The organism is Caballeronia terrestris (genome assembly GCF_001544515.1).
GTDB classification, from domain to species: domain Bacteria; phylum Pseudomonadota; class Gammaproteobacteria; order Burkholderiales; family Burkholderiaceae; genus Caballeronia; species Caballeronia terrestris.
In genome coordinates this window covers 1-10,824 of record NZ_FCOL02000105.1, presented here as the reverse complement: position 1 = coordinate 10,824, position 10,824 = coordinate 1, and the positions used below count along the sequence as shown (strand labels likewise).

General features: G+C 57.1%; 11 protein-coding genes. 7 read left to right on the top strand and 4 right to left on the bottom strand.

Features of this window, described 5'->3' with window-relative positions:
* Window positions 1-282 precede the first annotated feature (282 nt).
* Together AWB67_RS32340 and AWB67_RS32335 are read left to right on the top strand one after the other, a co-directional pair.
* Entirely contained in the window at window positions 283-1,185 is a 903-nt protein-coding gene (locus tag AWB67_RS32340) for a LysR family transcriptional regulator (RefSeq protein ID WP_087633385.1), read from the top strand.
* Window positions 1,186-1,779: 594 nt separating this feature from the next.
* Entirely contained in the window at window positions 1,780-4,098 is a 2,319-nt protein-coding gene (locus AWB67_RS32335) for an FdhF/YdeP family oxidoreductase (RefSeq protein WP_087660131.1), read from the top strand.
* A gap of 22 nt (window positions 4,099-4,120) precedes the next feature.
* On the opposite strand, the gene AWB67_RS32330 is transcribed toward AWB67_RS32335, so the two are convergent.
* Window positions 4,121-4,711: a hemerythrin domain-containing protein gene (locus AWB67_RS32330; RefSeq protein ID WP_087660130.1), complete on the bottom strand. Its 591-nt coding sequence runs from the start codon at window positions 4,709-4,711 to the stop codon at window positions 4,121-4,123.
* Window positions 4,712-5,212: 501 nt separating this feature from the next.
* On the opposite strand from AWB67_RS32330, the gene AWB67_RS32325 reads away from it, so the two are divergent.
* Window positions 5,213-5,776 (top strand): DUF488 domain-containing protein, encoded by a 564-nt coding sequence (locus AWB67_RS32325; protein ID WP_087633388.1) that lies wholly within the window; start codon window positions 5,213-5,215, stop codon window positions 5,774-5,776.
* Window positions 5,777-6,021: 245 nt separating this feature from the next.
* Here the strand turns inward: AWB67_RS32325 and AWB67_RS42360 are convergent, their stop codons facing one another.
* Window positions 6,022-6,315, bottom strand: a complete 294-nt coding sequence (locus tag AWB67_RS42360; protein WP_125477775.1) for a hypothetical protein — start codon at window positions 6,313-6,315, stop codon at window positions 6,022-6,024.
* A gap of 640 nt (window positions 6,316-6,955) precedes the next feature.
* On the opposite strand from AWB67_RS42360, the gene AWB67_RS42355 reads away from it, so the two are divergent.
* On the top strand, window positions 6,956-7,153 hold the full coding sequence (locus AWB67_RS42355) for a DUF4148 domain-containing protein (RefSeq protein ID WP_235025458.1): 198 nt from the start codon (window positions 6,956-6,958) through the stop codon (window positions 7,151-7,153).
* A 297-nt stretch (window positions 7,154-7,450) separates the two neighbouring features.
* On the opposite strand, the gene AWB67_RS32315 is transcribed toward AWB67_RS42355, so the two are convergent.
* Window positions 7,451-7,690 carry a hypothetical protein gene (locus AWB67_RS32315; RefSeq protein ID WP_087660129.1) on the bottom strand — a complete coding sequence of 80 codons (240 nt, stop codon included), beginning with the start codon at window positions 7,688-7,690 and terminating at the stop codon, window positions 7,451-7,453.
* Between the two features lie 507 nt (window positions 7,691-8,197).
* On the opposite strand from AWB67_RS32315, the gene AWB67_RS32310 reads away from it, so the two are divergent.
* Window positions 8,198-8,398, top strand: a complete 201-nt coding sequence (locus AWB67_RS32310; RefSeq protein ID WP_125477774.1) for a hypothetical protein — start codon at window positions 8,198-8,200, stop codon at window positions 8,396-8,398.
* Window positions 8,395-9,039 carry an ATP-dependent DNA ligase gene (locus tag AWB67_RS32305; protein ID WP_235021335.1) on the top strand — a complete coding sequence of 215 codons (645 nt, stop codon included), beginning with the start codon at window positions 8,395-8,397 and terminating at the stop codon, window positions 9,037-9,039. Before AWB67_RS32310 ends, AWB67_RS32305 begins: the two co-directional genes overlap by 4 nt.
* Before the next feature lie 599 nt (window positions 9,040-9,638).
* Here the strand turns inward: AWB67_RS32305 and AWB67_RS32300 are convergent.
* Entirely contained in the window at window positions 9,639-9,824 is a 186-nt protein-coding gene (locus tag AWB67_RS32300; RefSeq protein WP_087660127.1) for a hypothetical protein, read from the bottom strand.
* A 301-nt stretch (window positions 9,825-10,125) separates the two neighbouring features.
* On the opposite strand from AWB67_RS32300, the gene AWB67_RS32295 reads away from it, so the two are divergent.
* Window positions 10,126-10,446: a response regulator gene (locus AWB67_RS32295; protein ID WP_235025457.1), complete on the top strand. Its 321-nt coding sequence runs from the start codon at window positions 10,126-10,128 to the stop codon at window positions 10,444-10,446.
* The last annotated feature ends 378 nt before the right edge of the window (window positions 10,447-10,824 follow it).

Below are 10,824 nucleotides of genomic sequence, written 5' to 3'. Positions count from 1 at the left end.
GGGCTCACGCCCGCCCTTGACCCGTCAAGCTTCGGAGATCTGCCTTTGGCACTTGACACGGTCCATACATATCAGTGTCATTCACCGAAAAAATTGCCCGAGGGAAAGGATGCTCTTGCTCGACGCATGCCCTTCATGTGGATAGTAAGGATGCCTTTGGCGCGAGCGCCGGTGGTTCTGCGGGCCCCCTTCAAGCGGCTAAACTTATTCTCGCACCCGCGTTGTCAACACACCAATGCATTATGATTAAAAATGTGAGCAAAATAATTGATATGAAAGTCAATGGACATCACACTGGCGCGTACATTTTTGGAAGTGTCGGCAAGCGGTAGCTTCGTGCTGGCGGCGCAGCGTATGCACTTGACGCAAACAGCAGTGAGTGCTCGGATCAGAACATTGGAAGAACAACTCGGACGTCGACTGTTCGTTCGAAATAAGGCCGGCGCACGGCTGACCGCTGCCGGTGAACGATTTGTTCGTCACGCGACGACTTTGATTCAGGTGTGGGAGCAAGCGCGGCAGCACGTGGCGCTTCCAGCCGGACGCGAGGAAGGTGTGAGCCTCGGTGCCGAACTCAGCTTGTGGCAGCCGTTGCTGGCGGACTGGCTCGTCTGGATGCACCGCGCCTGCCCAGAGGTGGCACTGCGCGCGGAAGTCGATAGTCCCACGCGCCTGCTCGATCGCGTGCACGAGGGATCGCTCGATCTGGCGGTTCTTTATAATCCGCCGCAGCGTCCCGACCTCGTTTCGGAACTGCTTTTCGAAGAAAAGCTCGTCATGGTCACGAGCGCGTCCGACGGCACGATGCAGCCGAATCAATATATCTACGTCGACTGGGGGTCCAGTTTCGTCGCGAACCATCAAGCCGCGTTTCCGGAACTTAGTAGCCCGCCCGTATCCATTTCGCTTGGTCCGCTTGCTTTGACTTATTTGCTGACCGTCGGAGGCTCCGGCTATTTCCGCAGCGGCACGGTTCAACCTTTTCTGGTGGAGGGGAGGCTGCGACAAGTCGCCAACGCGCCGGAGTTTTCGTGGTCGGCGTACACGGTGTATCGCACACGTCGTGAGGGGCATGTGATCGAGCGCGTGCGGCAGGGCCTGCATGTGGTCGCGGCGGCTCAAGACACATCTGGGCACGGTTCAAGTCTCCGATCGCCTAGAGCGAAAAAGAAACCGAAGCGCTAGCGGCACGCGGGTCAGCCTGTGAGAGCCGGTTGATGGAAAAACTCAAAGCTTGCAATGTGCTTTCGAACGCACTTTAACGAGCGCTTCGCTTGCGCCGCCGCAGTGCTGCAGTATCGGTCGGTCAAGGGGCCATCTTGCAAATACCCGTGCACGCGAAGACAACCCAGGCCCGACGCCGATTTTTCGGGCGTCGTATGCACGTCCACCCCGTCGCAAGGATGCAGGTTTTGCGAACTTAGCACATAGGATATGGCATTGATCCGAGGCAGGCAGGCGCCCAGCCAGAATTCCTTTAAGCATGTGCCAGTGGTCCGGCGGCCTCCTAAACCAATTGGCCGCCCCTGTAAGACTAAGTGCGCGGCTGTACGGCGGAACGTTCTCGGCAAGCACATCGTGCCGCGCCGATCCCTCATAGCAAAGGTCTTCCACGTCAGTGTGGTCTTACTGCGAAGGGCAACTGCGTTGTCAGAGCGTTCCATTGCGCTGAAACGGCAACGAACACGAACCGCCCACGGCGCATTTTTTTCGTGCGGAAAGGGAATGGGAATTGCTCATGGGAAGGCAAACGTTCACCCGAACCGCGAGGCAAATGACATGGCCGAATCCGACAGCGGCGCCCGAAAGAGCGCTGCGTATCCATATTCGTCCGGCGGGTGGGGTTCTCTCAGAGCAGTTGCCGGCGTGTTAGCTCAGGAGAAAGTGCCGCTTAAGAAGAGCTCGGTGCTACTGAAACAGAACAAGCCCGACGGCTTCGCTTGCGTCAGCTGCTCCTGGGCCAAGCCCGCCGATCCGCACGTCTTCGAATTCTGCGAAAGTGGCGCGAAGGCGACTGCATGGGACCTGACCGCGAAGCGCATGACGCCGCAATTCTTCGAGCTTCATACGGTGACACAACTGTGCGCATGGCACGATCACGACCTCGAAGAGGCGGGGCGTCTTACCGCGCCATTGCGGTACGATGCCGACACCGACAAGTACCTGAGCGTAAGTTGGGAAGAAGCGTTCGAAGAGATCGGACGCGAATTAGGCGCGCTCGACCCCAAGCGCGTCGTGTTTTACACTTCAGGCCGCGCCTCACTCGAGACGTCGTACATGTATCAGTTGTTCGCGCGCATGTACGGCACGAATAATCTGCCAGACAGTTCAAACATGTGCCACGAGAGTTCGAGCGTCGGGCTGAAGGAGGCGATCGGGGCGGGTGTCGGCACTATCACGCTCGACGACTTCGAGAAGACGGATTTAATGTTTTTCTTCGGACAGAACGTGGGAACGAACAGTCCACGCATGCTCCACCAGTTACAGGACGCGAGAAAGCGGGGCGTACCGATCATTACGTTCAATCCGCTGCGCGAGCCAGGGCTGCTGCAATTTGTAAATCCGCAATCACCGGTCGAGATGTTGACACCCGCTCACACTGTGATCAGCACGCAATATCACCAGGTGAAGACGGGCGGTGATACGGCGGCGATGCTTGGCATTTGCAAAGCTGTGATCCACGCCGATGATCGCGCGATCGAACGCGGCGAGTCGCGACTGCTCGATGTCGACTTCATCGAGCAGCACACGGTGGGCTTCCCGGCCTTCGCCGAGTACCTCCGCGCAGTGTCGTGGGACGATATCGAGCGGGTGGCCGGCCTGTCTCGCGGGGATCTCGAAGCCGCTGCCGAAGAGTACATGCGCGCTAACGCAGTGATCATCCACTACGGCATGGGCCTTACCCAGCACCGGCAGGGCGTGCAGAACGTCAGAATGCTCTGCAATTTACTTTTTCTGCGCGGCAACATCGGCAAACCGGGCGCTGGGCCGTCGCCCGTGCGGGGACATTCAAATGTACAAGGGCAGCGCACGGTAGGCATCACGGAGAAGCCGGAACTTGCCCCGCTTGACAAACTTGCGAGCCAGTTTGGCTTCGATCCGCCGCGCGACAAAGGAATGAATGTCGTCGAGGCATTCGAGGCAATGATCGAGGGCAAGGTGAGCGCAGTGGTTAATCTCGGCGGCAATCTTGTGCGTTCGGTCCCGGACCGCTTACGTATCGAACCCGCCTGGCAAAACCTCACGCTGAGTGTGAACGTCGCAACGAAGCTCAATCGCAGCCATCTCATACACGGCAAGAAGTCGTACATTTTGCCGTGCTTGAGCCGCATCGAAGTCGATACTCAAGCGAGTGGTGCGCAGGCGGTGTCGATGGAGGACAGCACAGGCTGCATTCACGGCTCGCGCGGCGTGGCCGAACCGGCTTCGGCCGACGCGCGATCTGAGCCGTTTATCATCGCGGAACTGGCGAAGCACACCCTCGGCGAGCGCTCGACTATTGACTGGGACCGTTGGCGCAACGATTATGCGCATGTCCGCGATCAAATCGCAGAGACGTATCCCGAAACCTTCCACGACTTCAATGCAAGGATGTGGACACCCGGCGGATTTCCACGAGCTTTGCCTGCGCGTGAGCGTAAATGGCAGACAAAGAGCGGAAAGGCGGAGTTCTGCGTGCCGGAGTCGCTCGGCGAGGACCCCGACATGCCCGAGCGCGATCCGCGGTCGCTGCGGCTCATGACACTGCGTAGCGACAGCCAGTTCAACACGACAATCTACAAGCTCGACGATCGCTTTCGCGGCATCAGCGGCAATCGTATGGTAATTCTTATTTCCAAGGCGGATATGGAGCGCCATGGACTGGAGAAAGGCGATCACATAACCTTGCAAACCATCGCGGAGGATGGTTTCGAGCGGCGCGTTGCCGGCCTGCGCATCGAGCCATACGACATACCGGCCGGCTGCATCGCCGGATATTATCCCGAGTGCAATCCGCTATTGCCGCTATGGCATTATGCGAAGGAGAGCAAGGTACCCGGCGCTAAGTCGATTCCTGTGCATATCGTCGAGGTGAACGGCACGCCACGCGATCGTTGACGCATGGGTCCAATCGCTAGCCTCACCCATAACACCGTCCACGGCGTGACGAGGGAGGCCGCAAACAATGCACAAGGGCAAACACACCCACTGTCAAGACGGCAAGTGACGCGATGGGAAACGTGCCTACCGTGTTGGCCGCGATAGTGGCTGGACGCTTCTGAGCGAGCAGTTGTAGTCGGCGCTTGGTCATGCGCTGCCCCAGTTGAGCGAGCTGGGAGGCTAACGCACGCTCGGCTGTGGGCAGCAGCGTAGTTTCTTCATCGGCGACGTGGTGAATTACTCCACGCATCAGCTGCATAAAACGCGCGTCGTAGGCGGCGTCCTCCGGACCCATGGCGCGTAGTTTCGCTACCTCCTCTCTCATTTTGTCATGCTCGGGTTTGCTTTTCGCGAGCGTGTCGTCGCCGGGCATTGCGTTGGCTAGCGCCGGGTAGAAAACTTCTTCCTCTAATTGTGCATGGATTTCCAAGGCCGTGCAGGCAAGCTCGACGATGGCCCGCTTTCTCCACCATGGGCTATCGGCATGGTACCGATGAAAAGCCGCTAGGACGTGGGTGTGATCCATGCGAATCATCGTCGTGATCGAAGGTGAGGCTGATTGAATATTCATGAAGACTCCTTTTTCCTTCTGTGCGATGTGCTTCGAATCACAAACTTGTCTCGCGTCGGGAAAGCGATGCGGACGCCCAGCATTAGCTGCCTGTCTTGAGCGGATTCCACCCTCGAAAAGCCTTTGCGGTTCGTCGGAGTACCAGCACGGATCATTCCGCGAGGAGCGCCACACTTGCTTATGCAGCGTGCGGCGCAATGAAATGACGTCGTTCGTCGTGATCGGCGCGCATCGTTGCCCCGCGGACGACCTCACACAGTGAGCGCCTGTGCGATCTGCGCATTTGTCAGCCGCGTGCAAACCGAGGTCGGCTAGCGAGGCGGACCGTGAATTGTCGCAGGACCGCCGCGGCCCTCAACGACGAGCCGAACCACGTGGGGCCAAAGAGTAAGGTCGGCGGCCATCAACTAACCAGCAACAGACTTCACCATTTCCCTGTCGTTGAGGGTATTCGCTTTCGCTTAGAATACAGCTTACCCCGGTGTATTTGAGGCGGAAGTCATGGCGCTCCCTTTCTACACGGTCGGACACTCGACGCGATCACTCGAGGATTTTGTCGCCGTCTTGGATGCGGCGGAAGTCAACGAGGTTATCGATATTCGAACCGTACCTCGGTCAAGGACAAATCCACAATTTAATGCAGACGTGATTCTTGGTCTGCTGGCGCCGCATCACATCGGCTACGAAAGGATTCCAGAACTTGGTGGCCTTCGCAGTAAGGCGAAAAATGTTTCTCCCGATGTGAACGGTTTTTGGGAGAATCGTAGTTTTCACAATTACGCGGATTACGCGCTATCGGAACCTTTCCGGGCGGGCCTTGAGCGACTCATACAATCCGGACGCAAGATGCCGTGCGTTGTGATGTGCTCAGAAGCAGTTTGGTGGCGTTGTCACCGACGGATTGTCACTGATTATTTACTTGCTCGCGGCGAGGCGGTGTTTCATTTGATGGGAAGTAATAGAGTAGACGAGGCGCACTTGACCCGAGGCGCATCAGTTATATCGCCCACGACAGTCTTATACCCGCGCAAAACATCGAACCATAATGCAAGCGCGCCGCGATGACGCGAAGCGGTGGTGTGGATCCTTATTTGGTTGTCTGCAGTCCGCCAGGTCGTCGTTCCCGTAGCATCGTGACGACTAGAGGGGGTGCCTTGTGTGATAGTCGTTGATCCGGGCGGCTAATAGCCAAGCTCGTCGATCGGCGAAAGCACAGCCCCTCCGTGCGACGCCTACCAGTCGGCCGCACGCTGCCGCGTTGTCTCTACTCGGGCACGCCCATTTCCTGCGTGCCTCTATCACGGGGCGTTTCAAAGAGGGTCGAAGTATTTAGCCTCTGGATCTGCGCTTAAAAGATCTTCAACGATGTGTCGCGCGGCAGAGTACCCCGCCATTAACGCATCCCCCTCGGTCGCAAAAAGTCTTCCGCCGGTATCTCCGAGACGCAATGGAGAAAAAGTCGCGACCGTCCCTCCAGTTCGTCCGATCTTGACGATCACTACGTAGGCAACTGTTGTTCGCTCGTTCTTTGGAACCGAAGTGAAATTAGATTGGACTGCAACTTCCAGTGTGAACCCTTTGTACTCGTATGCTCGGATCATCATTTCATCCTTTGAAGCGGATACTGTAACTGCAAAGACGACCAAATTCCGAAGGTTCTCAATGTCATCGGTGCACCCGCGCCCGCCCGTGCACAAGCCCGCTGCCCACACTGGCGTGTGAATAGCCCCTTCCGGGTGCCGGACTTACACGCCGGCTCCCCGCGAGGCTTTGCATACGGCCTTGACGCGCCGTTTGGGCTTGCCTTGACAAAAAAACTAAGCTACAGCCGCCCAGGTGTTCTCCGCTCGGGACGTAAGGGACAGTGAGGCAACGGGCCGTCACGATAAGCACACACCAGCTCAACGCGTTATCTACGTAGCGCGGCGAATCGACGTTGCGGTGGATCGCTTTGTTCGGGCGTCGACATTGACCGAAAAACAAAAGCCGTGACGATGGGCCGAAGCACGGGCGCAGGCAGCCGTCTTGGAAATGAGGCGGGCGCGATTCTGACTTCTGCAAAGTGATCCCGGCCCACGCCGATCCTGGCCCGACGTGTGCCGACTGGAAACTGAAGTTCCGGAGTTAAAAAGACAAAATCTGTTGCCACATTAGTAGTTACCCTTATATGGCTGCTTGCCTACATCGAATCACTGAAACGCAAACAGGGCTGTCTGCGAAAAACAAAGATTCGGAGGAAGCATCATGAAACTCGCAACCATCATCGCCACTGCTGCTCTCGCTATCCTGGCTGTTTCGGCGTTCGCACAATCGAACCAATCGCTAACGCGTGCAGAAGTGAACGACGAGCTCGTGCAGGTCGAACGCGCAGGCTACACTACACCCCGAGCATGGACCGCACGACGTATCCGGCAGAGATCCAAGCTGTTGAAGCCAAGGTAGCAGCAGAGCGGCCACGGCTACGGCGGCATTGCAGACGGCTCGTCGGCATCGGGCAGCTTCCGCCCCGCACATACTGGCAACAATGTCGTGACACCGGTATACCGCGCCCACTGAGTAAGACAGAACACCGATAGGGCGTCGGCCCTATATATAAGAAGCTGGCCGCCTGTCGGGATCGACGGACGGCCAGTTTGCTTTTGTACCTCCGCCATCGGATAGTTCGATGGCTTACCCCAGCACCCAATGAGTGCCGGGATTTTTTGCACACGGTAAGAGAGAGGAGTGCGCCTTGAGCAATCATTCATCGTCGGCGTCAAGATTTTCGATGTGCTGCAAAACCTGCTCACGCGCCTCTGCTGCTGCTTTATTCGGGTCTATTGCACGGAGTGCTTTCCGTGATATTTCCTTGCCCAGAGTTTCTCCTTCGCGCTTCACGACCGCGCTGTATGAGAACAATTCAGGGCCTTCGGAGTGAAGGCTAATCTCCACATCGTAGGTCAGCCCCCGCCCATTGCTCCGTGTGTACTGAAAGTCCATGTTGATATTTTCGATCAGTCAGAGTCAGCCTACGTTGGACGGCGGTTGTTCCGAACCGGAGTTTGGACTAGCCCTTGCATGACCGGACATGCAGTCACGCTCAGGTTGGTAAATTTGCGGGTGAACAAGGTACGCGCAAATTCATATCATAAGCGTCCAGGTTATACAAACCGGAAAGATCATGCCGTTTCAGGGCGGTTCAGCTGGAACCCCATCTTCTAAACCCTTGGGACCGAGTGTCAAGAAAATGTCAAAAGTGATCCTATTATGACACTTCTTGGCCCTCTCCTTGACAGTCAGGATAGGCTCTACCCTACTTGGACACAGGGCGGATACCGCACTTGTGGTCCAAGCAGAGATGCCTTAATCTTAAAATGCGCCCGCGTGGGGTCACGCTGTGGCGCAGTAGTCATGACGTTGATGCCCGCCCTTACCGGCGGGCTTCTTTTTTGCCTCTCGAACGCCGTCCCCATCAAGTCGAAGTCGAAAGTTTGCGGAGATAACCTCATGTGCTACGGCGAACCAGTCGAATTGTTGAAGGAAGTCATCGACGGCCGCACGCTTCAAATCGACGAGGACGGCCACACTGTGCTCGACGACTTCGACCACTTCTGTGCCTATTCGGGCTGCAATCCCAATGAAGTTAGCGCCCAAGCCTATGCCTGGGCGAAGCTCGCCTTCGTGAGCGCGCGGATCTCAAAGTTGTGAGCATCATTTCGCTGATCGAGCATCCCGATCTGATGCTCGCCACGCTGCACCCGGCGCCGTTCTCAGGCGAGAATTGGATTTTCGAGTTGAAGTACGACGGATTTCGCTGTCTGGTTCGGAAGGTCGGTAGTCGGGTCGAACTACTCTCTCGCAACGGCAAACCCTTGAACAGGTCGTTCCCTGAGGTCGCAGCGGCGATCGAGCGCCTGCCCGGCAGCTTCGTATGGGATGCGGAACTGACCGTCGACGAGCCGATCGGGCGGTCGTCATTCGAGCGCCTGCAACTACGCGCCCGCACGTCGATGGCAATGCGCGTGCGCGAAGCGGCAAGGCTGCATCCCGCTCGGCTCTACGTGTTTGATCTGCTCGCGGCGGGAGCGCGTGACCTTCGGGAGTTGCCCCTGATCCAGAGAAAAAAAATGCTCCGTGACACCTTCGACGACACGGCGGCTCTGATCTACGTCACCGGGGTCGTCGCGGCCGGCGCCTGGGTATTCGATCAGGCGGTGAGGCACGATTTCGAGGGGATGATCGGCAAGCGGCTCGACTCGCCGTACCAGCGCGGACGATCGAACTATTGGCATAAAGTCAAAAACCAGAGCTACAGCCGCCCGGCTGCTCTTGGTTGGGGTCGAGTCTAGCCCCGCTTGAAATCGGTCGAACAGGTGCAGGTACGCTTGCGTGAACTCCCGTTGAAACTCACCGGATATCCCTTGAAGCTGTGCAACAAGGGGAGCGGATCTCGAGGAAGCTCTACTACCCACAGCATTCGGTGGTCGTCCAACCCGCGGCAAGGTTGCGACGATGACTACTGACGGGCCTCGAGCGTCGTTCCTCGACATCGCAGCGTCGCCGAACGGTGGTTAAGCTCCGTTCGGGCACTGGCTACGCCAATTCGAATTGACATAAGTAACATTAACGACGTTTCAATTCGTCGTCCTAAATGCCTTACCTTGTACGTACGCCCGGCGACCCGATCTACGCTTGAATGGTAGATCTGTTTATTTACGTCATGCCAGGCAATTGCTGCGATGTTCTCGGCCGGCGACGCGAAGCCTGGCGGGCCCTCATCGGACCCTCAACAGCCAGTCACGCTGCGCGCTCTCGTTAACAGAAAACTGACCGGTCCGTAGAACTGAGGTGGAACGGTCGTATCGAGGCAGCGCAGATAAGTCACCGGAAGCGAACAAAGAGGCCCCTCCTTGGAAGGGCTTTAAACTTCGAAATCACCGCGTTTCGGTTAGTACGTCACAGAAGCCCCACTGCCAGTGAAACTGTGCTGGACAGGAGCGTCATTTGCATAGTCGCCAACAGCCTGGATGATATTCACGATCTGCTGCGGCAACCTGCCGCCGCTGACGGCGGTCATTTCAGTACGATCCATCTCGACGGCTAAGGGGAGGTCTTTGATTACCAGTGCGTTCATTTCGATTCTCCAGGAATGTCAGAGCTAGTTTTGAGGGCGTTGCCACTCCTCGACGAAAATTAAAGCAAAGTACGTGCCAAACGGTGGCGCTGCGGAAAGCGGTCACACAACTCGTTGAAAATATTCAACTTTAGTGACGACCGGTACGAATTGTAGACAGACCTACACGCTGCGGTCGGTGGCTCAGATCCAACTCTCCGTCTGGCACTGTTGGTTAGATCGCGACACATGCGGTCCGCCTACGTATACCGTGTTTGTACGATGTCCTCGAGGCTTAAAATCCGATCGAAGCCTGACGACAATGAGCCTGTCACGGACGGTCTCCGCTTTCCTGCTGGACTGCTATGGCCATCATGCTGCCGTGGCCTACGATGGCGAAACTGCGCTCAGGCTCCTTCGTACCGGCGCTTTTGAAATCACTTTCCTTGACCAGAACCTGCCCGACATAAAAGGCAGTGTTGTCGCATGGTCGCTGAAGGAAACGCCGATTCGCTCCGCGACTTTCCTCGTTTCAATGAAGGGTGACGCTGTTAGCCAGGGAGACCTTGCCGGGCTCTTCGATGTCTATTTGCAGAAGCCGCTCTCCTGCGAAGCACCGAAGCACTCAAGCAGGTCATCGTAGACGCTCGCTGCAGCAGCGATCCGAATACTCGCCAAGCCGCCTAGACCAACTGTTGTCGACGGAAGCGCACACAACCCTAGGCGGAGGTTCAACGGCAAGCCTCTTCCGAGTCACGAAGGCAAAGCGAGCGGCAGCTTTCAGCATGAAAGCGACTTTTGAATGTTTGGCCGAGTGAGCGGGCGACCGGCTGAAATGGCCGAATGCAGAAATTGCTGTGGAATGCAGCGAGGGTCGATGCGACGACACATACACCGCGGATCCGCATCCGGCATCCAAACCACCCGCGTCATACGCAGGATCAGTCAAATTACTGACTAAAGATGTCGTCGCTCTGATTAGTGCACTGTCGAGTCAGCCGTCATTAATGCGAGTTCCCCC

What these genes read in the sequence shown, in the direction of transcription:
- AWB67_RS32340 (WP_087633385.1), top strand. Translation starts at nt 283, where the DNA reads ATGGACATCACACTGGCGCGTACATTTTTGGAAGTGTCGGCAAGCGGT.
- AWB67_RS32335 (WP_087660131.1), top strand. Translation starts at nt 1,780, where the DNA reads ATGGCCGAATCCGACAGCGGCGCCCGAAAGAGCGCTGCGTATCCATAT.
- AWB67_RS32330 (WP_087660130.1), bottom strand. Translation starts at nt 4,711, where the DNA reads ATGAATATTCAATCAGCCTCACCTTCGATCACGACGATGATTCGCATG.
- AWB67_RS32325 (WP_087633388.1), top strand. Translation starts at nt 5,213, where the DNA reads ATGGCGCTCCCTTTCTACACGGTCGGACACTCGACGCGATCACTCGAG.
- AWB67_RS42360 (WP_125477775.1), bottom strand. Translation starts at nt 6,315, where the DNA reads ATGATGATCCGAGCATACGAGTACAAAGGGTTCACACTGGAAGTTGCA.
- AWB67_RS42355 (WP_235025458.1), top strand. Translation starts at nt 6,956, where the DNA reads ATGAAACTCGCAACCATCATCGCCACTGCTGCTCTCGCTATCCTGGCT.
- AWB67_RS32315 (WP_087660129.1), bottom strand. Translation starts at nt 7,690, where the DNA reads ATGGACTTTCAGTACACACGGAGCAATGGGCGGGGGCTGACCTACGAT.
- AWB67_RS32310 (WP_125477774.1), top strand. Translation starts at nt 8,198, where the DNA reads ATGTGCTACGGCGAACCAGTCGAATTGTTGAAGGAAGTCATCGACGGC.
- AWB67_RS32300 (WP_087660127.1), bottom strand. Translation starts at nt 9,824, where the DNA reads ATGAACGCACTGGTAATCAAAGACCTCCCCTTAGCCGTCGAGATGGAT.
- AWB67_RS32295 (WP_235025457.1), top strand. Translation starts at nt 10,126, where the DNA reads ATGAGCCTGTCACGGACGGTCTCCGCTTTCCTGCTGGACTGCTATGGC.